Genomic DNA, 21,829 nt, shown 5'->3' on the forward strand with positions numbered 1-21,829 from the left:
TACGCGAAGTTTAGGATAATTTTAAGTTTGAACAGACCTGGCTTTGCCTCAACTTTGCATACACGAAAATCTCACTATTAATTTTTACCCGCAATGAACCGCGCTATCCTAACCAAGATCACATTGATCGTTTGCCTTTTTACTGCTTCTTTTTCAGTTGTTGCCCAGCATGTGGAAGAACCCGCCAATCCTCCCAAAGAATGGACAACCTCTTATAAACCCTTCAGAATAGCCGGTAATCTCTACTATGTGGGAACTTATGATCTGGCTTGTTATCTTATCACCACTTCCGAAGGGAATATTCTCATCAATACCGGCATAGCTTCTTCTGCATCGCAGATCAAAGCGAGTATCGAAGCGCTCGGTTTCAAATACTCAGATACCAGAATTCTGCTCACCACGCAAGTGCATCACGATCACGTAGGCGCCATGGCAGCCGTAAAGAAAGCTACAGGAGCAGTGATGATGGTGAACGAAAAAGATGCACAGAACCTCGTTACCGGCGGCAAGAACGATTACTATTTCCATGCCGATCATGCCATCTTTCAACCCATCAAAGCAGAGCGCATGCTTCGCAACAACGATACCATCACGCTCGGCGATACAAAGCTCACCATGCTGCATCACCCCGGCCATACTCCCGGCAGCTGCAGCTACCTGCTCGATACAAAAGATGAAAAAAGAAGCTGGCACGTACTGATAGCAAACATGCCCAGCATCATCATCGAAAAGAAATTCTCCGAAGTGAAGGAGTATCCCGATATGCTGCGCGATTATGCTTACACGTTAGGCGTGATGAAAGACCTCAAGTTCGACCTCTGGTTAGCCTCCCATGCCAGCCAGTTCGATCTGCACGGCAAACGCAAAGAGACCGACGGTTACAAACCCGAAGCCTTCATCGACCAAAATGGTTACATCGAATCTATCGCCGAATTCCGTAAAGCTTTCGACAAAAAACTGGCCGAGGAATAGCCCGTCTGCAAACTGCCTCCATTATTGTACTTTTGCGCCATGAATGAAACTGAGAACCCCTGGAAGATCCTGAGTTCTGAGGAGAAATATGGCAATCCCTGGATCGGTGTCACCGAATTTCAGGTGATCAACCCCTCCGGCGGAAAAGGCATTTACGGGAAAGTACATTTCAGGAATATCGCAGTAGGAGTGGTTCCGCTCGACGAAGAACTGAATACCTGGCTCGTAGGCCAGTACAGGTTTACCATCGACCAATACAGCTGGGAGATTCCCGAAGGGGGAAGTCCGGAAGGCACTGATCCCATCGCATCCGCACACAGGGAACTGCTCGAAGAAACCGGACTGGTAGCTGCGAGCATGGAACCCATTCTTGAGATGCACCTCTCCAATTCAGTGAGTGACGAATATGCCGTAACTTACCTCGCCAGGCAGCTGACGCAGCAAACAGCCTGTCCCGAAGAAACAGAGCAGTTGCAGATAAAGAAACTGCCCTTTGAAGAAGCTTACCGGATGGTAGAACAGGGCCTCATCACAGACTCCATGTCGGTGGCCGCCATCCTGAAAATAAAACTCATGATCGCAGATGGAAGGATTTCATAGAAAACAATCGCCGGGTATCAAGAAATCGTCGATGATCATCGGCCGGCAACCGATCATCGAAGCAATAGAGGCAGGAAGGGCCATTGACAAGATCCTTTTCCAGCGCAATGTTACCGGAGACGCTATCGGCAAGATCCGTCAGCTCTCCAGAGACCACAATATTCCCATTCAGCAGGTGCCTCCTGAGAAGCTGAATGCCATGACAAAGGCCAATCATCAGGGAACCATTGCCATTGCCGGACTGGTACAGTACATGGACCTCCAGCAGGTGATCGATCACGTAGTGGGATCGGGCGAAGTGCCCTTGTTCGTAATGCTCGACGGCGTTACCGATGTACGCAATATCGGCGCCATCGCCCGTACCGCACTTTGCTGCGGAGCGCAGGCCATCATCATACCGGACAAAGGAGTGGGAGCCCTCAACGAAGAAGCCATCAAGAGTTCCGCCGGCGCACTCGAACGCATCCATATCTGCCGCGTAAACAGCCTCATGAAAGCAGTGGACAGCCTCCATCTCAACGGCATCAAAGTTTTTGCCTCCGAAATGACGGCCAATGAAACTGTTTTTGAACTGGAATACCGTGAGCCTTGTTGTATTATCGCAGGCAGTGAAGACAAGGGTGTTTTTTCGGGATTGCTGAAGATCAGCGACAGCATCTTCAAAATACCCATGGCTGGTGGATTTGAATCGCTGAACGTGTCCGTAGCAATGGGCATGATTCTGTACGAAGCAATGAAACAGCGCCTGTTCAGTACAGCACGCTAACCATAGAAATCATTATCCATGTCAACAGTGCATCTTGTAGAATGTCCGCGCGACGCCATGCAGGGCTGGCCAACCATCATACCGGTTGAGCAAAAGATCGAATACCTGAACTCCCTGCTGCGCGTAGGTTTTCAAACACTCGATTTCGGCAGCTTCGTATCGCCCAAAGCCATTCCGCAAATGGCCGATACGCGCTTTGTGCTGCCGCAGCTCGAACTCCACGATACCAAAACGGAGCTCCTTGCCATCGTAGCCAATGTTCGCGGTGCACTCGATGCGCTGGAATACGAACAGATCCGTTACCTCGGATTTCCTTTCTCCGTTTCTGAAACTTTTCAGCAACGCAATACCAACAGCTCCATTCAGGAATCATTGGCCACTGTTGCCGAGATGCAGACACTCTGTGTTCGCAAACGCAAGAAGCTGGTGGTGTATCTGTCCATGGGTTTTGGCAATCCGTATGGCGATGAATGGAACGAACAGATCGTATTCAAATGGGCGGAGAAACTGGTGGATATGGGCATCACCATCATCTCACTGGCAGATACCGTAGGGCTTGCTACGGCAGATCAGGTGGGCACTATCACCGGCTATCTCATCAAAGCCTTGCCCGATACGGAGATCGGCGTTCATCTTCATTCCACCCCATTCAACTGGCAGGAGAAAGTGGATGCAGCATTGCAGGCAGGATGCCTCCGCTTCGACGGTGCACTCAAAGGCATAGGCGGATGCCCCATGGCCGACGATGTGCTGGTGGGCAATATGAACACCGAACTGATGATACCTTATTTTGAAAGCAAAGGCATGCTGCCGCCACTCGATCAGCATGCACTCACATACAGCCTCAAACTGGCCGACAGGATCTTTGGAAAAACGCATAGGTAGTACTGTTATGAACTTCATGGTAGATATCAATATCACAGCTCCCGATCAGCGGATCGCCTATCAGCAACCTTTAATGCTGGTGGGTAGCTGCTTTACCGAACATATCGGTAACAGTTTGCAGGAGCTGAAATTCGACGTACTGCAAAATCCGAACGGCATTCTCTTCGATCCCATGAGTGTGGCCAACAGTCTCGTGAGCTGGGTGCAGAACAAACAATACACTACCAACGATCTTTTTCAGCTGAACGAAGTATGGCAGAGCTGGCATCATCATAGCCGCTTCTCCGGAATGGATGCGAATGCCGTTGTTGAAATGATCAACGCTTCGCAAACCGCCGCACATGAGTTTCTCAAAAAAGCGGAGTGGCTGGTGATTACGCTGGGCAGCTCTTTCAGTTATCGCCTCACAGACAGTACGCCTGCCAATCAATTCGCCGGCGTAGCGGTGGAAGGAGCTGTGGCCAACTGTCATCGTGCACCCAACCAGTGGTTCAGAAAACATATGATGACCATCGAAGAAACCAAATCGGTGCTGGATAATGCCCTGCATCAGGTTCGTTACTTCAACAGGAACATCAAAACCATCTTCACCATTTCTCCCGTTCGTCATCTCCGCGATGGCGTTACCGAAAACAACAGAAGCAAGGCACGCCTCATAGAAGTGGTGCATCATCTGGTGAATAAATTCGACAGGCTTTATTATTTCCCCGCATACGAACTGGTGGTGGATGTGCTGCGCGATTACCGGTTCTTCGATATCGATATGGCGCATCCGAATTATGCAGCCACACAATTTGTGCTGGATAAATTCATGGGCAATTTTGTGGAAGAACCTGCACAGCAGCTGGCGGCTGAACTGCGCAAGCTGGCGATTGCGCGGAAGCATAAGCCCTTTCATGCAGAAACAAATGCGCATCGGAAATTTCTGCAATCGCAGCATGAGAAAGCCAAGGAACTGAAGCAGCAATTTCCTTTTCTGAATCTGGACGATGAGCTGCAATATTTCGCAAAATCCTAGCGAAATCGCTCATCACATTCCTTTACTCCCGATAGAATAATCCTGTATCTTTAATACGATGAACGTAACTACCAAAGGAATGGAGATACCCTTGTATCTGCCTGCAAAAGATCAGGTGCCTGCAGAAGGTATCAATATCCTCGCAGGAGATATCGGAGGAACAAAAACACATCTCGCCATCTTCAGGGCCACCCCCGGAGAAATGGTATGCATCCGCGATCAGAAATTCAAATCATCGGATTATGCTTCTTTGCAGGATATCATTTCGGAATTTCTGAAAGGAAAGGAGGAGCATCGTCCGCAAAGGATCTGTTGCGGTGTTGCCGGTCCGGTGCTCGATGGGACTGTTGAACTCACCAATCTCAACTGGGTGCTCAGTGTGGCCGATCTGCAGCAAAGCACCGGTGTTGAAACTGTTCGTCTCATCAACGATCTGGAGGCAACCGCTTACGGGCTTGCCGCATTGCAGCCTACCGATTTCTTTACCCTTCATGGCGGCCATGAAAATGCAAAGGGGAATATGGCCATTCTGGCTCCCGGCACCGGATTGGGCGAAGCAGGGCTCTACTGGAATGGAAATCACTACTTTCCCTTCCCAACAGAAGGCGGACACTGCGATTTCTCGCCAAGATCGGGCCTCGATTTTGAACTCACTCAATACTTGCAGGAGCTCTATGGCGTTGTAAGCTGGGAGAAAGTGGTGGCAGGTCCCGGCATCTGGGACATCTATCAGTTTCTCCGCGATGTACAAAAAATGGAGGAACCCAAATGGCTTACAGAGGTCTGGAAAACAGAGGCTCACCCTTCAGCCCGCATCAGCAATGCCGCCGCACTCAACGAAGCAGAGATCTGTGTGCATACAATGAAACATTATGTTCGTTATCTTGGGCATGAAGCAGCCAATCTGGTATTGAAAATGAAAGCAACAGGCGGTCTCTTCCTCGGAGGAGGCATACCGCCGAAGATTGCCGGACTTTTACAAAGAGAGAATTTTTTCAGTCATTATATGGATAGCGACCGCATGCAGCATCTGCTTGAAGGTGTACCTATCCGCATCATCAACAACGAACAGACAGGATTGTCGGGCGCAGCATGGTTCGGCGCATACGGACAATCCAGCTAATTTCAACGATCATCAATAACCGCCTAAAGAGGGTAGAACATGAAGTGCTTTTCTTTTTTAAACCGTACATTGCTTGCAGGTGCCACCATTAGCCTGTTCAGTATCTCCGCTTTTGCACAAAAGAGCAAAGTGGCTGATAACATCGATCTGGTCTTTCACAATACCACCGGCATGCTGCAGCAGATCCATTATGCGCCGCAACCGCTGAACGATCATTTCTCCACGCAGGTGTTTAACGAATATCTGCAGCAGCTCGATCCCGGCAAACGTTTTTTCCTCAAAGCAGACATCACGCGATTCAAACAATTCGAATGGCAGCTCGACGATGAAATGCGCGGCAAAATGGTGCAGTTCTACAAAGTGGTGAACGAGGTTTACAAGCAGCGCGTGAAAGATGCTGAAAAGCTCATCAACGAATTGCTGGCACATCCATTCTCTTTCTCCAGCGACGAGTACTTCAACGATCAACCTAAAAATATCCTCTACAGCAAATCTGCGGACGAACTCAAAGCACGCTGGAAGAATTACCTCAAATACCAGGTGCTTGTTCACTTCGATGATCTTACCGAACAGAAGAAAAAAGATACAGCTGCCAGCAGCGAAGCACAGCTCGAAGCAAAAGCCCGCGAAACCGTTGGCCGCATCGAAAAACGCAGCATCGAAAATATTCTCAAACTCACAGTAGACGAAGAGGCATTCAATCTCTATCTCAACAGTGTGATAAACCTCTACGATCCGCATAGCAGCTACTTTCTGCCGGTTGACCGCAGAGAGTTTCAGGAAGGCATGAGCGGCATCTACTACGGCATCGGAGCGCTCTTGCAGGAAGCCCAGGGTAAAGTGAGCATCGCCGAACTGATGATCGGAGGACCAGCCTGGAAATCCGGACAAGTTGAAAAAGGCGACGTGCTCGTGAAAGTATCACAGGGTGGATCAGACAAAGGCACCGACCTCGCAGGTCTCGCCATCAGTGAAGTGATCAAACTCACACGCGGACAAAAAGGAACCACCGTAGTGATCACCTTCCGCAAGAACGATGGCTCGCTCCGCGAAGTGACCATGAAAAGAGAAGCGCTTCAACTCGAAGACACATTCGTGAAAAGCGCTATCATCAACAACGATTCAGGAAAGATCGGTTATATCACTTTCCCTAAATTCTACACCAACTTCGGCGATGCCAATGGCAGAAGCTGTGCTACGGACATGGCCGTTGAGCTGGAAAAACTCAAAGCGGAAAATGTAGATGGAGTAGTGATCGATATCCGCGACAATTCCGGAGGAAGTCTCTCCGAAGTGATCAACATGGTAGGACTCTTCATCAAGGAAGGTCCGGTGGTGCAGGTGAAATCCGCTACCGGAGCGCCTTACGTGAGCCAGGTGCGCAATGCCAATGTACTCTACGACGGACCGCTGGTAGTGATGGTGAACGAAATGAGTGCATCCGCTGCAGAGATCTTTGCAGCCGCCATTCAGGATTATCATCGCGGCATCGTTATCGGTGCAAGCTCTACCTACGGCAAAGGCTCCGTGCAACGCGGATTTGGCGTGAGCGACAACAAACAGACTTACAGCATCGACAACATAGATCTGGGAACCATCCATATCACGCTGCAGAAATATTACCGCATCACTGGCGGCACTACACAACTGAAAGGAGTGTCTCCGGATATTCTGCTGCCCGGAATTTATGAGCCATATAAAATTCAGGAGAAAGACAATCCAACTGCATTGAAATGGGATACCATCGCGCCGGCGCCATTTGTTGTATCCAATCACAGCGAAGAAGTGAAGAACACTATCGCTGCCGCAGGGAACAGGCTAACACAGGATTCGCTGCTGCTGGCACTTCGCAGGCAGATCAGCTGGCTCGATAACAGAAGCAGCATGCATGCCATGCAGCTCACCAAATTCAGAGCAGAGAAAAAACAACTGCAGCAGAACATCGCGCAGATCCGCAAAATGCTGATCACAACAGACAGCCTGCCGGTGATCAATACTGCCGATGTGCAGGAAGAGCTGAAAAACAAAGAACAATTCCGTAACGACAGCAATCGTTCATGGCTCAACAGCCTCAAGAAAGACCTCTTCCTCTCCGAAGCAGTTTGGGTAATGCAAACCTGGTTCAGAAGCAATCGTCATAACAGTTAAGCTGTTTTCACCTCATACATCATTGGCATCTGCGGCTGTTGAACGGTCGCAGATGCCAATCATTCCTTAATATTTTTGCTGCGCGCATACTTTGATAATCAACTGACGTCAATTGGGGTGATGAAAAAAATACTCTTCCTTCTTCTTTCTCTTTTCTTCGCATGGCAATCTTTCAGTCAGGCAATTACACATAACGAAAAACCGAAAGGCCGTTTGTACGGCAAAGTGGTGGATGGCAAAACAGGTAAAGGCATCGATGCAGCCAGTATCCGCCTGTATCTGTTATCCGGCGCGGGCGATAGCCTTGCCGGTGGAATGCTCACCCGGCAGAACGGCGACTTCAGCATCGATCAGCTGAATGCTGCTGATTCGTTTCGTTTGCAGATCACTGCTATCGGATACAAAGAGATCAGCCAGACAGTTGCCTTCAGCAGAAAAGGAAAAGGCGAGGGACCGGTAGAAACGGATCTCGGCAATATCAGGGCCGAAGCCGAAGCGCAGTACCTCAACACCGTAACGGTTGTTGGTTCCAAACCTGCATTGCAGATGGGCATCGACCGGAAAGTATTTGATGTGGAACGCAATATCACATCCAGCGGAGGAACAGCCATCGATGTAATGAAGAATATCCCTTCGGTGAATGTGGATGTGGATGGAAATGTAAATCTGAGAAACCGTGCACCGCAGATCTTTGTGGATGGACGCCCCACCATTCTTTCACTCGATCAGATACCAGCAGACAATATCGAACGCGTAGAGCTGATCACCAATCCATCTGCACAATTCGATGCGGCAAGCACCGGCGGTGTGATCAATATCATTCTGAAGAAGAACCGCAAACTCGGACTGAACGGACTGGCCACAGCAGGCATCGGAACACCCGGTATTCTCACCGGTGGATTGAGCCTGAATCTTCGCCAGAACAAATTCAATTTCTTTGTGAGCGGCAACTACAATAAATCCGGAGGCACAGCCAGAGGCGAAACCTATCGTACCAATTTCGCGAAAGGCGAAGTGAGCAATTACTTCAATCAATTCTCCAGAGGGGATCGCAGCAGATCGTTCACCTCACTGCGTTTCGGCGTCGATTATTTTCTCGATAACCGCAACACCATTACGTTATCGCATAACTTCACAGACGGACGTTTCACTACCGGCGAACGTCAGGAACAACAATATTTCACGGCAGCGAAACTCGCAGATCATTTCGGATACAGAACTTCGGACAACGAAGCAAAATTTCTGCGCAACAATTCTCAGCTGCTGTACAAACATAAATTTGCATCGCCCGGAAGAGAGCTGAGTGCCGATGTGAACTACAGCTGGAGCGACAGCCGCGATTTCACGCGCATCCTCAATACTTACCAGAAGCCCGATGGCAGTGCGTTTGCAGCCGACAACCTCGTGCACAACGATGGAACCAGCAATGGAGATCAACTCACCGTTCAGGTAGATTTCGTGAATCCGAAAGGAGAGCATGCCAAACTCGAAACAGGCGTGCGCAGCTTCATCAACAATTACACAACACGCTTCGATGCATTGTCGCTCAATACAGGTACACCAGTGAAACTGCCGCTGAGCAATCACTACAAGTATCGTGAGATGATCAATGCGGCTTATATAACCTACACCGATAAGATCGGCAGTATCGGTTATCAGGTGGGGCTTCGTGCAGAATATTCAAGGTTCGATGGCGATCTGATAGATAGCGCAAAGAAATTCGGGTACGAGTATCCAAAGGAGATCGGCAATTTGTTCAAATCGCTTTTCCCCAGTGTGTTCCTCACTAAAAAGCTCACAGATAACGATGAGCTGCAACTGAACTATACCCGCAGGATCCGCCGTCCGAACTTCTGGAACATGAATCCATTTGTAGACATCAACGATCCGTTGAACCTGCGTATGGGTAATCCGAATCTTACGCCGGAGTTCACCAATTCGTTCGAGTTCAACTACAATAAAACCTACACGGGAGGCAGCTTTCTTGGTGTGATCTATTTCCGACATTCAACCGACGAGATCACACAATTCAGCGATACTCTCACGGCAGAGCAATACAAGCAGCTCAACAATGCAGCGGTGGACCCGAATGCGATTCTCAGCACATTCATCAATGCCAACAGCGAACAAAATTACGGACTGGAATTAACGCTTCAGCAAAAGATCGGCAGCAGCTTCGATTTTACACCAACAGTAAATCTGCAATACACCAAAGTGAATGCAAAGCTTGCCCATACCGATCTCAGCAATGAAGGTTTCAACTGGGAAGGAAAGATCACTGCAAACTATAAGATCAGCAGCCGTTCGCCGATATGGAACAAACTGAGTTTTCAGGCGATCGGAGAGTATGAATCTGCTGAAGTGATTCCGCAAGGTAAGCGCAAAGCCAGGTACGGCGTGGATTTGGCGCTGCGCAAAGATTTCCTGAAAGATAAGGCTTCTGTAACCGTTGCCGTGAATGATGTGCTCAACTCATCGCGTTTTGGCGCCATCTACGATACGGAGAATTTCTATCAGGATTTTTACAGAAGAAGAAATATCCGATCCGCACGTATCACTTTCACCTGGAAGTTCGGGAAGAACGATTTCTCGCTATTTAAAAAGGAGCGTGGTGGCGGCGATGAAATGTTCAAAGACTAATTGACCGGAAAGAAATATAAAACAGCGGGCCCCGACATAATCGGGGCCCGCTGTTTTATTAATTATTTATACAATCAGAATGGAATACCTAAGTTGATATAAGATTGCAGCTTCTTCGTCTGATCGGAATACATAGCCGATATCTCCAAAGGCCCCAGCGCGAAATTGTATGCGAACGTGAGTGAATATCCCGAAAAGAAATCAGGATACTGGAAATACAAACTCTTCGAGAAAATATTGTTGAATAATGTATTTGCTCTTGCTGTGATGTAGGTATTGCTCAACATCATCACACGCATGCCCGCCTGCAGAGCCACCACACTGGGTGTGTAGATGGTTCCTTCCTGAAGACCTGCAAAAGTGATCTGATTGCGGAATGTTTTGGTGAGTCCACCTACCACAAACTCATTCATGATATTTTTACGGTAGCTGAAATTGGTGCCGCCCTGTGCCTGAAACAGCAAAGTGGTGCGTCTGCTGAATGGCAGGTAGCTGTCTAAATTGAATGATATGCGCGGATAGGAACTGCCCGATACCAGGTCTTCTGTTGCCGGTACGGATGTATTGCCCTGAATGAATTTGATGCGCGGACTTTGTCCGGCTATATAACCCGCCTCTGCCTCGAACCTTACGCCACGGCGCGGATACACGGCTTTATCGAGCGAGTTATGTCCGATATAAGCATAGTTGGTTACCCAGGCATTGCTTCCTTTGAAAGACAGGTCCGAAGACAGGGTAGGATCGTACCGGATCCAGTCCCAGCGCGAGCCCAGACCGATGGTGAATTGCCTGTTGGCGGAGAACTGAAAACGGCCTCCTGTTCTGAAGAGATTCTGCTTGTACAATCCATCCTGTTTGTACTCAAGCGTGTAAGTAGATACATCGAATCTGTCGAATTGCAGATCGGCAATGATGGCAAAATTCTTACGTCGGCCTAAGTATTGCAGGTGCTCACCCTTCACCCGGAAACTCTCACCGATATTCAGTGTTACGAGGCTTCTGGAATTGGTGATAAAGAAATTACGTGTGGTTAAGTTGGCAATTACACCAATGCCGCTGAACCGGTTGTAATGCATGCCCAGTTTGGCAAACGTGAGTGGATTCTCCGTTACATCGAAGATGATCTTTACGGTGGAGTCTGGTTGCGGGATCAGTGAATAGGCCACGCGTTTGTAATAGCGGGTGCCTACAGCCTGACGCACCATATTGGTGAGTTGTTTTACTGTGTACGTTTCGTTGTTGAGGAAGTTCATGGTATGCGTGAAGAAATCGGGAGATGTCTTTACGGTTCCGTTCACTTCGTAGGAACTCACTTTCACATCATGTACTTCGGGTAGCCTGTTGGGAACTACGGGCTCAGGTCCGTAAATGGCGTCCAGTGAATCTTTCAGTTGTTTGAGACGTGGATAGAGTTTCCTTCCTTCTTCCAATCCAACTTTTATGATGGCACCTGCATCGGAGAAGCTGCCCATACTGAATTTCTCCATGTTGAAGGGGATGTAGATATTGCATTGGGGAACTTCAAGTTTATTATCCTCCGCTTCGCGGAAGAATGCTACCTGTAACAATATCTGTAAAGCGTTGCGCACTTTATCGGAAGGAAGCAGTCCGCTCGATACATTGCTGCCGATCACAAAATCCGCACCCATCTCCTTCACATCACGCACGGGGAAGTTGCGTACCACACCACCATCGATCAGTTTCTTTCCGTTGAAATCAACGGCAGTGAATACCGATGGAATGGCCATGCTGCTCCGGATGGCAGAAACAATTTCGCCTTCCTTCATTACTACGGCTTCTCCATTGCCTACATCGGTACCGATGCATCGGAAGGGTATGCTGAATTTTGAAAAGTCTTTGACATTGTAAACCGGGAAGAAGAGTTCGGAGAATTTATTCCAGAGTTCCTGTCCTTCCAGTACACCGCTTGGAAGGCGGAAACGATGGTTAACCCAGGGGAGCTCCAGTATGTATTTGGAGTACTCATCTTTTTCTTCCATGAAAATGCTTCGGAGCGAAGATTGATTGCTGAGCAGCAGATCCCAGTCGATGCTTCTGGAGATCTTTTCGATACTGTCTGCGGAATACCCAATGGCATAGAGGCTGCCAATGATGCTTCCCATGCTGGTGCCCGTTATGTAGTCTATTTTGAGACCGGCAGAGTCAATAGCTTTCAGAATACCGATATGAGCCAGCCCCTTGGCCCCGCCACCACTGAGGGTTACGCCGATTTTCGGGCGCGCGGATGGGGTCTGAGCCTGCACTATCAGTAAGCAACACATGAAAAAACCGGTCAGCACATAATTCCTGGCTAAGATTTTTGACAGCATAACACCAAATTAAGAAGCTTTGGCTTACCGTCCATCTTCGCAGGAGGAATTATTTGTTATTTGCCCGCCTGTTCTTCCAGCTCCATTACTTTCTCGAATATTACTTCGTACTCGGCATTGAGTTCCTTGAGGGAAGCATTGATGGTTTTGAGACTGTTCTCGGTCTCCATGAATTTATTTTTATCGGCATATGTATCCGGAGCGGCCATGAGGGCTTCTTTCTCCGCTTTCTGCCTGTTGAGGTCTTCGATCTTCTGTTCCAGCTCCTTGAAAATGCGCTGCTGCTTCTGCAGTTCTTTCTTCAGCTCTTTATTGATCGGCGCATTGGCCACGGGCTTTGCTGCAACCGGTTCAGGTTTGGGAGCTGCTACAGGAGCGACTTCACTTTTTTTTTCAGATTTCTTTTCGGGTTTGGAACTGGCGGCTGCGTTCTTTGCCATCCTTTCTTTCCATTCTACCCATTCTTCGTATCCACCGCTGAAAGATTTCAGTTCGTGGTCTTCAATAGCCCAGATCTTGTTGGCTACTTTGGAGATGAAGAAACGATCGTGGCTCACCATAATGATGGTTCCCTGATAGCGGTTGAGGGCATCGATCAGCAGCTCCACTGAGTGGAGGTCGAGGTGGTTGGTAGGCTCATCGAGCATGAGGAAATTGGCCTTGCTCACAATGGTTTTTGCGAGCGCTACGCGGGCTTTCTCACCACCGCTCAGTACTTTGATCTTCTTATCGGCATCGTCTCCGCTGAAGAGGAAACAACCGAGCAGGGTACGCAGTTCCAGTTCGGTTTTCTGGGAACCTGCTGTTTTCATTTCTTCGAGCACGCTGTTGTTGAGTCCAAGACTTTCGAGCTGGTGCTGTGCATAGAAACTTTCTTCTACGTTGTGGCCCCAGCGGCGGTCTCCGCTGAATGGCTCGATGCCTGCAATGATGCGGAGCAGGGTAGATTTACCTTTACCGTTGGCTCCGATCAGCGCAATTTTATCGCCTCTTTCGATCTCGGCTGCGCCGTTCTTCACAATAACATTCTCACCGAATTGTTTGGTGATGTCTTTCAGTTCTACCAGCACTTTTCCGGGCATTTTATCTACCTGGAAATTGATGCGTATATCGGGGCGCTCGATTATCACTTCTTCCACACGATCCAGCCTGTCGAGGCGTTTTACGATACTCTGTGCCTGTGCGGCTTTGGAGGCTTTGGCTTTGAATCGCTCGATGAATCTTTCCTGCTGACGGATATAATCCTGCTGGTTCTCGTAGGCGCGTTGCTGCAGTTCGGTACGGATCTGCTTTTCTTTCTCGTAGAATTCGTAGTTGCCGTTATAGATATGCAGCTGACGCTGGTAAACTTCCACAATTTTGTTCACCATGCGGTTGAGGAAGTATTTGTCGTGGCTCACAATTACTACCGAGCCCTGATAATGCAACAGGTATTTTTCCAGCCATTCGATGGATGGAAGGTCAAGGTGGTTGGTAGGCTCATCGAGCAGCAGCAGGTCGGGTGCCTGCAGGATCATTTTGGCCAGCAGCACGCGCATGCGCCATCCACCGGAGAACTCGCGGTAGGGGCGTTGCACATCGGCATTGGAGAAGCCGAGACCCTGCAGTACTTCTTCTGTTTTGTGATGAATATTGTAGCCGTCGAGGGTATCCATTTCGTGGAGCCTGTCGGTATATGCGATGAGGGTGGTTTCGTCGCCGGTTCTTTCCAGTTCCTTACCCAGTTCCTCGATTTCTTTTTCCAGTTGCAGCACGCGTTCGAATGCGCCGAGCGCCACCTGAAGAATGGAGTCGCTGGTATCGAAGCTCAGCAGATCCTGATGGAGGTATCCGATAGAGGTGGTCCTGCTACGTTCCACCGTTCCTTCGGAGGGGGAATATTGCCCTACCAGCAGTTTCAGCAGGGTAGATTTTCCGGTTCCGTTGAAACCGATCAGTCCTATGCGTTCATTGGGTTGGATATGCCATGTTGCATTCTCAAGAAGCGCCCTCGCTCCAAATTCAAAAGTTACGTTCGTCAGGCCGGCCAGCATAAATGTTCAATTTTACGCCGCAAAAGTAACACAATCACGCGGTAACACGCAGAAATGTTACATTTGGAAAATTTTATTCGGATGAAAAAAGGCATACTCGTTATTCTGGTTCTGGTAATCCTCGGTATTGCTGGTTGGATGATCTGGGGAGGCAAAAAAGAAGCTGCCCCCGAAAACAAGCAACAGCCCCTGACTAAAGCAGATAATTCCGATGCTTTTAACAGCTCTTTCGGTGTAATGCTGAATGCTTATTTCAAACTGAAAAATGCCCTGGTGGCCAGCGATTCGGCCCAGGCTTCCGCTGCCGCACTCGAACTGGCAACCGCTGCCGACAGTCTCAAAGTGAATGAGATCAAGGGCGACAGTACCGGCGCCATCAAACTCACGGCACAGGATTATTCCGGTACCATTAGCGGTTCAGCAAAAGCGCTGGCAGGAGAAAAAGGGCTCGATCCCAAAAGAAAAGAGTTCAAAATGATCGCAGACGCCCTGTTCACCCTCTTCCAGACCGTTCGCTACGATGAACAGAAAATTTACTGGATCAACTGCCCCATGGCATTCGACAATACCGGCGCCAACTGGATCAGTGAAGATTCTGTGGTAAGGAATCCTTACTTTGGAGACAAGATGCTCAACTGCGGAACAGTTGAAGCAAAACTTGACTTCACACAAAAATAACTATTGAGATTAGCCCCTGTTCTGGTAAGCGTTCTGTTGTTTTCACTGTCCGCATCAGCCCAAACCAAACATACGCTGAGTGGATTTGTGAGAGACTCGCTATCGGGCGAATCGCTGATCGGAGCCACCATTCAGGTGATCGATGATGGAAGCGTAGCCAGCAACCAGTTCGGGTTCTATTCGCTCACCCTGCCCGCAGGGCAATACACCCTTCTTGTTTCATTTGCAGGTTATCAGCCGCAACAGCTGCCGCTGAATCTGAACAAAGATTTTAGTCTGAACTTTCAGCTGCTCCCAAGGGGCATGCTGCAGGAGGTTGTGGTCAGTTCCAAAAGAAAAGATGGCAATGTGATGAATGCCCAGATGGGCAAGATAGATCTGAGCATGCAGCAGGTGAAAGCAGTACCCGTATTGCTCGGAGAAGTAGACCTGCTCAAGACATTGCAATTGCTTCCCGGCGTTCGAAACGCCGGTGAAGGCAATACAGGCATGTACGTGCGCGGAGGCGGTCCCGATCAGAACCTCATTCTGCTCGATGATGCCATCGTGTACAACACCGGCCATCTCTTTGGATTCTTTTCCATCTTCAACAGCGATGCTATCAAAAATATTTCGCTCATCAAGGGCGGCATGCCTGCGCAGTATGGCGGCCGCCTTTCCAGTGTGCTCGATGTGGCCATGAAGGAAGGGAACATGAAAAAGTATGAAGTGGAAGGAGGGATCGGCGCCATTGCATCCCGCATCTCCGTTCAGGGACCCATCAAAAAAGACAAAGCCTCTTTCATTGTTTCTGCACGACGCACTTATGTTGATCTGCTGGTGAAACCCTTCATTAAAAAGAGCAGCAATTACTACGGATCAGGTTATTATTTCTACGACCTGAATGCCAAAATGAACTATCGCTTCAGCGATAAAGACCGGCTCTATCTCAGCGGCTATTTCGGGAGAGATGTATTCGATTTCAAAAGCGGGCAACGTGCTTTCAGTGCCAATATTCCATGGGGCAATTCAACCGGTACGCTCCGCTGGAACCACATCTTCAGCAAAAAGTTATTCGCCAATACCACGGTTGTTTTCAACGATTACAAATTTGCTTTCGGTGCAACACAACAGGATTTCTCTTTGAACCTCAGCTCCGGCATCCGCGACTGGAGCGGGAAGATTGATATCGATTACTATCCATCGCCCAATCATAAAATGAAGTTCGGCGGCATGTACACCTGGCATCGTTTCACACCCAATATTCTCCGCGGCAATCAGGGCGAGACGCAGCTCGAACCCAATAACGAAAGCAGGAAGTACGCAGCAGAAACGGGCATCTACGTGCAGGACGACTGGAGCGTCAGCCGCCGCCTGCAAGCCAGCATGGGACTGCGTTTCAGCACGTTCTCGCAACGTGGTCCGTACAAGATCTACGAAACAGATGCACACGGCAATAAAACCGACAGCGTTGTATATGGCCGGGGCAAAACGGTAAAAACCTATGCGGGGATCGAGCCACGTGTCACACTCCGGTATATCATCGATGATGCCACCAGCATCAAAGCATCTGCCGGGCGGAACATGCAATACATCCATCTCGTAAGCAATGCCGGATCGACATTACCCACAGATCTCTGGGTGCCCAGCACCTATCGTGTGAAGCCGCAGATCAGCTGGCAGTATGCATTAGGACTGTTCCGCAATTTCAACAACAATATGTTCGAAACATCTGTGGAACTGTACTACAAGCAGATGGAAAATCAGATAGAATACGGAGAAGGATATACGCCATCGCTCAAAGATCCGGAGAGTGAATTCGTATTCGGAAAAGGATGGAGTTACGGATCGGAGTTCTTCATCAACAAAACCCGCGGCAGGTTTACCGGCTGGATCGGATACACCATCAGTTACACCTGGCGCAAATTCCCTGATCTCAACGGGGGAGAAAAATATCCCGCGAAGTACGATCGCAGGCACGACCTGAGTGTGGTGAGCATGTATCAGATCAGTCCTAAATGGAAAGCTTCGGCAGTGTTTGTGTATGGCACCGGCAATGCCACCACGCTTCCGGAAAGGTTCTATGTGGTAAGCGGAGTGTTAACGCAGGAGTACGGAAAACTGAATACCTACAGATTGCCGGCTTATCATCGGATGGATCTGTCGGCCACGTATACCCCAAAGAAAAGAGCAGGGCAGAAGTGGGAACAGAACTGGGTTTTCAGTGTGTATAATCTGTATAGCAGACTCAATCCTTACTTTATTTATTTCGATCAGGAGGGAAGCCCTTACAGTGGTGAAATGACCATTCAGGCGAAGCAGGTTTCTTTGTTTCCGGTGATACCGGCAGTGACCTGGAATTTCAAATTCTGAGACCAACTGCTTACTTCTCATTTCTTATTTACAAATAATCCTACGCAGTTTACCGCGAAATTTCATAATTTGAATTTAACCAAAACTAGTTGAGCCAATGGAGTCTGCAACATTGCAATTAGACTGGATCCTGCAACTGATTGCATCTTTGCCGGAAACGAAAAAGATCAGGAAAACAATTTTCGATATAGCGGGGTTCCCCCGCTGGGAAAACGTAAACAGCAATACGCTGGCCTTCTACCTCGACGAAAATGAAGAACACGGCTTCGGAAGATTATTCTTTGATAGTTTATTGGAAATTCTGATTGCGAAAGGAGCAATAGAAAAAAGGGATCAGGAACGATATGAAATCAACTATACAATAGAGCGAGAAACCTATGCTGATTCCAAAAGGATCGATATTGTATTAAGAAGTGCAGAAAGCAAGGATAGCAATAAACTTTGGGCAATCATCATTGAGAATAAGATCGATGCAAAATTGTATAACGATCTGGAGGCGTACTGGAAAAGCATTCATGCTGAAAATAAAACAGGTGTTGTGATTTCTTTGCACGATAACCAGAACGTTTTGCAGGAGTTCGAAAAAAATAAAGGGATCAAATTCACCAATATCCTCCATGACGAACTCATCAAAGTTGTATTGGGTAAGCTTTCCGAATATTACCTATTCTCTGACGATCGACATCTCTTAATGCTAAAGGATTATTTTCAAAATATTTCAAACATGACCCAGCAAACAGATCATGAATTGCTTCAGACACAATGGGAAATTTACAAGAAATATGCGAATGAGATTGAGAAATTGAAAAAGGTAGAACAGGAGTTGAAGGACTATACTGCCAAGTGTCTTTATGAAGGAGTTAAGACCTTTGGATTTGATCCTGCAACGATATACGCAGCCAAAGGGAAACATTTTTATGCAACTGATACATTTGTCAAGGAAACTGGTTTAGTGTATCTTAAGTATTTCAGGTTTTATTTTGCATATGAGAATCTTGTTTCAAACTCGGCGATATCAATCTACTACGAACTACATGGCGAGTTTGTGTCAAAAGGAAAGGACGTGGTTGATGGGCTGAAAAAAAGGATGAAAAAGAAAGAATTTTCGCTTTCAGAAGATTTTTCGGTTAACGAAAGCGGTAGCGCTTCTTCAGCATTCTTTCATCTGATTACTTGCAATAAATTCAAATTTAAAGGTGCTGATCCATTACAAGAGCAGGTAACTCAATTAATGAAGCGAGTTTTCTTCAATGATCAATTTAATATTGTTCTGCAATGTGCAGATGTGCTGAGGGAAGCATTAAATGAACCATCACTGGTAAAAGAAGCGCTACAACAACAGACCATAACATAAACAAATGCCTGAAACACTGCCCATACGTTTTATTGCCATCGATGATAATCCTGTAGACCTGATGATCATCAAAGAATTCTCCGCCGCATATCCGCAATTGCGCCACTGCGGCAGCTTCCATGCAGTAGGAGAAGCGTTGCAGGCATTGGACGAAATCAATCCCGACCTTATTTTCCTCGATATCGAACTACCCGGACTTTCAGGAATAGATCTCCTCCGGAAGATCAGAAACAAAGTGCCTATTGCCGTATTCATCACTTCGCATGCAGAGTTTGCATTGGAGGGCTTTGAATTGTCTGCCTTCGATTATATTCTGAAGCCACTAACCGAAGAAAGGTTTGCTCAGAATGTCCGCAGGATCGAAGAATTCTGGGAAATGAAGCAGAAAGCAAATGCATACGAAGTGTTGTTCGAGCAGGAGATGCTGATCATCAAAGAAGGGCATACTCAGATCAGGCTGCCACAGCAGGATATCATCTTTCTCGAAGCCATGCAGGACTATACCAAAATAGTCACCGGCAAGAAAAATTATATGACGCTCACCACGCTCAGTGCATTTCTTGAAAAACTGCCTGCAGACCGGTTCCTGCGTGTACACAGAAGTTACGCAGTAGCAAAAAGCAGAATCAAAACACTGAGTGCGGGTAAACTGGTTTGCGATAATTACACCATTCCCATCGGAAAAACCTACCGCTCGCTTTTATCGAATCTAAATCTATTGCATTGAAAAAAATCTGTGTATTAATTGCATGCCTGTTTTTTCTGCACCAGTTGTTGGCTCAAACACCTCCCGATTTAAGTAAGATCAATACGCTCGCTGACAGAATTGAAGCATGGAGAGTGTATTGCAATGAGTTGCTCTCCTATTCGGGAGAAGGCACAGAGCCCTATAAAAAACTGGTGCTGGAAGCTAAGAAAGGCCTTGCGATGGTACCTGATGACAGTGCCAGGATTAAATCGATGTTCTCCTTATTTACGGGAGTTGCCTATGAATATACCATGCAGTACGACAGCGCCATCGTATACCTTAACCAATCTGCAACGATTGCCAGAAAGCTCCGCAAAACTAAATATGAAATGACGGCGCTCAGCCGTCTGTACAATATCTACGACTACCTCCGCAAACCTGAACTTTGTGTTCAGATGATGAAGCGCATGGAACAGATCGCAGATACATCCACCGACATCAAAATAAAAGAACAGGCAGCCACCATGCTGGGCGGGTATTACAGGGATATCAACGATTATGAGAAAGCTATCAGCTACAAGGTGAAGAGCATCGATCTGTATAAAGAAGGATTGAAAAAAGGCAGTGATGAATTCGAACCTGTAAACCTGGGATACGAACTGAGCAATATAGCGCAGGTGTTCAGCGAAATAGGACAATTCGGGCGTGCCATCGATTATCTGGAACAGGCAAGACCTTATCTCAAAGACAGGGCCTTTGTAGGGATCGAAGAAACCTACTACGTAAACTATGTTCAGGCTTTTCTGGGGTTGAATAAGATCGATAGTGCAAAACATTACTACCGGCTTATCTACGATGCCATGAAGGGAAGGGATACGCTGTTTCATGTGCTCTGCACTGCCAATTATCTTTTCGGGTCGTATTATTATGATCGAAAGCATATAGACAGCGCCAGCTATTTTATTGAGCGGGCCAGAAAAGAAGGAGTGAAGTCGTTGTCCAGATCAGCACCCTATATTCAGGCTACGGAAATGATGGCCATGATCAATTTCCGGAAAGGGAATTATGCATTGACCATCAGTCAGCTCAACGAGACATTGAAAAACTCTTACGATTTCGAGAAAAGAGCTTATGCAGATATTCATAAAACGCTGGCCGAATCTTATGCAGCATTGAATCGTTGGGACAGCGCATATAGTCATTATGTGATATTCAGCAATCTGAATGATACTTTATTGCAGGCAGCAGGCAATAAGAATTTTGCCAATGCAGAGGCATCATATCAGAACAATGAGAAAAAGCTGCAACTTAAAGTACAGTCCGGAGAACTGGCAGCGGCCCATAAACAACGAATGTGGCTTATCGGCGGATTGGCGCTTGCTGCGCTGATAGCGCTGTTGCTCGTTATCATTTATCGCAACAAGAAGCGTGCAGCCGATACGCTCAATCAGAAGAACAAACAACTGAACGAACTCAATGCAAGCCTCGATGAAGCCAACAGAACGAAAGCAAAACTGTTTGGTATCATCAGTCACGATTTACGTTCTCCGATCAGTCAGGTGTATCAGTTTCTGAAACTGCAACAGCTCAATCCAACAGCATTGAATGATGAGCAGAAAGCAGCGCTGAGTGGAAAGATCCAGCTGGCAACAGGTTCCCTTCTCGAAACCATGGAAGACCTGCTGACCTGGAGCAAAACCCAGATGAATGAATTCTCTGTAAGCGTTCAGCCGGTGGAAGTGCAGGAAATAGTGCAGCAATCTGTTGAATTGCTGCAACTGCAGATCGGCGCAAAAAAGCTGAAAGTATCCAACCAGATAGCCCCTCATTTTATTTTACAGACCGATTTCAATTGTCTGCAAACCATCATCCGGAATCTGTTGCAGAATGCAGTGAAAGCATCGCCTGATGATGGCAGGATAATTATCACAACAAATGCGCAGGCCATTCAGCTGGTCAATGAAGGCCCCTTGTTCACACAACAGCAATATGAAGATGCAATAGAGAACAGCCAGGCATCCACAGGCCTTTCCGGCTTCGGTTTAAAACTGGTGGATGAGCTGAGCCGAAAGATCGGAGCAAAGCTCTTCTTCGATCATACTGACAATGGCTTTACCAGAGCCAACCTTCAGTTTTAGTGTCGCTTCGGGTAGTTGATTTCCGTTTAACGATTATGTACCTCCGTTGGTCGGTTGTATTTCAGGTTGGCTGCCGGTCTGAATAGTTTTACGGAAACCACAAC

At 47.7% G+C, this 21,829-nt stretch carries 15 protein-coding genes; 13 read left to right on the forward strand and 2 right to left on the reverse strand.

The genetic code is table 11. The features are described from left to right. Positions 1–93 precede the first annotated feature (93 nt). From bla to HHL16_RS22840, 8 genes are all read left to right on the forward strand, one after another. Positions 94–972, forward strand: coding sequence for a subclass B3 metallo-beta-lactamase (gene bla, locus HHL16_RS22805; protein WP_169427642.1), 879 nt, complete (start codon positions 94–96; stop codon positions 970–972). 39 nt (positions 973–1,011) lie between these two features. Then, complete coding sequence (locus HHL16_RS22810) at positions 1,012–1,572, forward strand: NUDIX hydrolase (protein ID WP_169427643.1); 561 nt, start codon at positions 1,012–1,014, stop codon at positions 1,570–1,572. Then, positions 1,556–2,338, forward strand: a complete 783-nt coding sequence (gene rlmB / locus HHL16_RS22815; RefSeq protein WP_169427644.1) for a 23S rRNA (guanosine(2251)-2'-O)-methyltransferase RlmB — start codon at positions 1,556–1,558, stop codon at positions 2,336–2,338. Before HHL16_RS22810 ends, rlmB begins: the two co-directional genes overlap by 17 nt. Positions 2,339–2,356: 18 nt before the next feature. Continuing rightward, positions 2,357–3,223: a hydroxymethylglutaryl-CoA lyase gene (locus HHL16_RS22820; protein ID WP_169427645.1), complete on the forward strand. Its 867-nt coding sequence runs from the start codon at positions 2,357–2,359 to the stop codon at positions 3,221–3,223. Then, complete coding sequence (locus HHL16_RS22825; protein ID WP_240966294.1) at positions 3,204–4,241, forward strand: GSCFA domain-containing protein; 1,038 nt, start codon at positions 3,204–3,206, stop codon at positions 4,239–4,241. The genes HHL16_RS22820 and HHL16_RS22825 overlap by 20 nt, the downstream gene beginning before the upstream one ends. Positions 4,242–4,299: 58 nt before the next feature. Then, positions 4,300–5,364, forward strand: coding sequence for a glucokinase (gene glk / locus HHL16_RS22830; RefSeq protein ID WP_240966295.1), 1,065 nt, complete (start codon positions 4,300–4,302; stop codon positions 5,362–5,364). A 39-nt stretch (positions 5,365–5,403) separates the two neighbouring features. After that, on the forward strand, positions 5,404–7,512 hold the full coding sequence (locus HHL16_RS22835; RefSeq protein WP_169427646.1) for a carboxy terminal-processing peptidase: 2,109 nt from the start codon (positions 5,404–5,406) through the stop codon (positions 7,510–7,512). A gap of 120 nt (positions 7,513–7,632) precedes the next feature. Next, complete coding sequence (locus HHL16_RS22840; protein ID WP_169427647.1) at positions 7,633–10,152, forward strand: outer membrane beta-barrel family protein; 2,520 nt, start codon at positions 7,633–7,635, stop codon at positions 10,150–10,152. 74 nt (positions 10,153–10,226) lie between these two features. On the opposite strand, the gene HHL16_RS22845 is transcribed toward HHL16_RS22840, so the two are convergent. Together HHL16_RS22845 and HHL16_RS22850 are read right to left on the reverse strand one after the other, a co-directional pair. After that, on the reverse strand, positions 10,227–12,482 hold the full coding sequence (locus tag HHL16_RS22845; protein WP_169427648.1) for a patatin-like phospholipase family protein: 2,256 nt from the start codon (positions 12,480–12,482) through the stop codon (positions 10,227–10,229). Between the two features lie 56 nt (positions 12,483–12,538). Next, complete coding sequence (locus HHL16_RS22850; RefSeq protein WP_169427649.1) at positions 12,539–14,515, reverse strand: ABC-F family ATP-binding cassette domain-containing protein; 1,977 nt, start codon at positions 14,513–14,515, stop codon at positions 12,539–12,541. Between the two features lie 81 nt (positions 14,516–14,596). On the opposite strand from HHL16_RS22850, the gene HHL16_RS22855 reads away from it, so the two are divergent. From HHL16_RS22855 to HHL16_RS22875, 5 genes are all read left to right on the forward strand, one after another. Then, on the forward strand, positions 14,597–15,193 hold the full coding sequence (locus tag HHL16_RS22855) for a DUF3347 domain-containing protein (protein WP_169427650.1): 597 nt from the start codon (positions 14,597–14,599) through the stop codon (positions 15,191–15,193). A gap of 3 nt (positions 15,194–15,196) precedes the next feature. Continuing rightward, on the forward strand, positions 15,197–17,545 hold the full coding sequence (locus tag HHL16_RS22860) for a TonB-dependent receptor (RefSeq protein ID WP_169427651.1): 2,349 nt from the start codon (positions 15,197–15,199) through the stop codon (positions 17,543–17,545). 97 nt (positions 17,546–17,642) lie between these two features. Continuing rightward, positions 17,643–18,899, forward strand: a complete 1,257-nt coding sequence (locus HHL16_RS22865) for a PD-(D/E)XK nuclease family protein (RefSeq protein ID WP_169427652.1) — start codon at positions 17,643–17,645, stop codon at positions 18,897–18,899. Between the two features lie 4 nt (positions 18,900–18,903). Beyond that, positions 18,904–19,626 carry a LytTR family DNA-binding domain-containing protein gene (locus tag HHL16_RS22870; RefSeq protein WP_169427653.1) on the forward strand — a complete coding sequence of 241 codons (723 nt, stop codon included), beginning with the start codon at positions 18,904–18,906 and terminating at the stop codon, positions 19,624–19,626. Next, on the forward strand, positions 19,623–21,725 hold the full coding sequence (locus tag HHL16_RS22875; RefSeq protein WP_169427654.1) for a HAMP domain-containing sensor histidine kinase: 2,103 nt from the start codon (positions 19,623–19,625) through the stop codon (positions 21,723–21,725). Before HHL16_RS22870 ends, HHL16_RS22875 begins: the two co-directional genes overlap by 4 nt. Positions 21,726–21,829: the final 104 nt, after the last annotated feature.

The organism is Pseudoflavitalea sp. G-6-1-2 (assembly GCF_012927185.1).
GTDB lineage: Bacteria > Bacteroidota > Bacteroidia > Chitinophagales > Chitinophagaceae > Pseudobacter.

What these genes read in the sequence shown, in the direction of transcription:
- HHL16_RS22865 (WP_169427652.1), top strand. Translation starts at nt 17,643, where the DNA reads ATGGAGTCTGCAACATTGCAATTAGACTGGATCCTGCAACTGATTGCA.
- HHL16_RS22870 (WP_169427653.1), top strand. Translation starts at nt 18,904, where the DNA reads ATGCCTGAAACACTGCCCATACGTTTTATTGCCATCGATGATAATCCT.
- HHL16_RS22850 (WP_169427649.1), bottom strand. Translation starts at nt 14,515, where the DNA reads ATGCTGGCCGGCCTGACGAACGTAACTTTTGAATTTGGAGCGAGGGCG.
- HHL16_RS22835 (WP_169427646.1), top strand. Translation starts at nt 5,404, where the DNA reads ATGAAGTGCTTTTCTTTTTTAAACCGTACATTGCTTGCAGGTGCCACC.
- glk (WP_240966295.1), top strand. Translation starts at nt 4,300, where the DNA reads ATGAACGTAACTACCAAAGGAATGGAGATACCCTTGTATCTGCCTGCA.
- HHL16_RS22845 (WP_169427648.1), bottom strand. Translation starts at nt 12,482, where the DNA reads ATGCTGTCAAAAATCTTAGCCAGGAATTATGTGCTGACCGGTTTTTTC.
- HHL16_RS22855 (WP_169427650.1), top strand. Translation starts at nt 14,597, where the DNA reads ATGAAAAAAGGCATACTCGTTATTCTGGTTCTGGTAATCCTCGGTATT.
- bla (WP_169427642.1), top strand. Translation starts at nt 94, where the DNA reads ATGAACCGCGCTATCCTAACCAAGATCACATTGATCGTTTGCCTTTTT.
- HHL16_RS22810 (WP_169427643.1), top strand. Translation starts at nt 1,012, where the DNA reads ATGAATGAAACTGAGAACCCCTGGAAGATCCTGAGTTCTGAGGAGAAA.
- HHL16_RS22840 (WP_169427647.1), top strand. Translation starts at nt 7,633, where the DNA reads ATGAAAAAAATACTCTTCCTTCTTCTTTCTCTTTTCTTCGCATGGCAA.
- rlmB (WP_169427644.1), top strand. Translation starts at nt 1,556, where the DNA reads ATGGAAGGATTTCATAGAAAACAATCGCCGGGTATCAAGAAATCGTCG.
- HHL16_RS22820 (WP_169427645.1), top strand. Translation starts at nt 2,357, where the DNA reads ATGTCAACAGTGCATCTTGTAGAATGTCCGCGCGACGCCATGCAGGGC.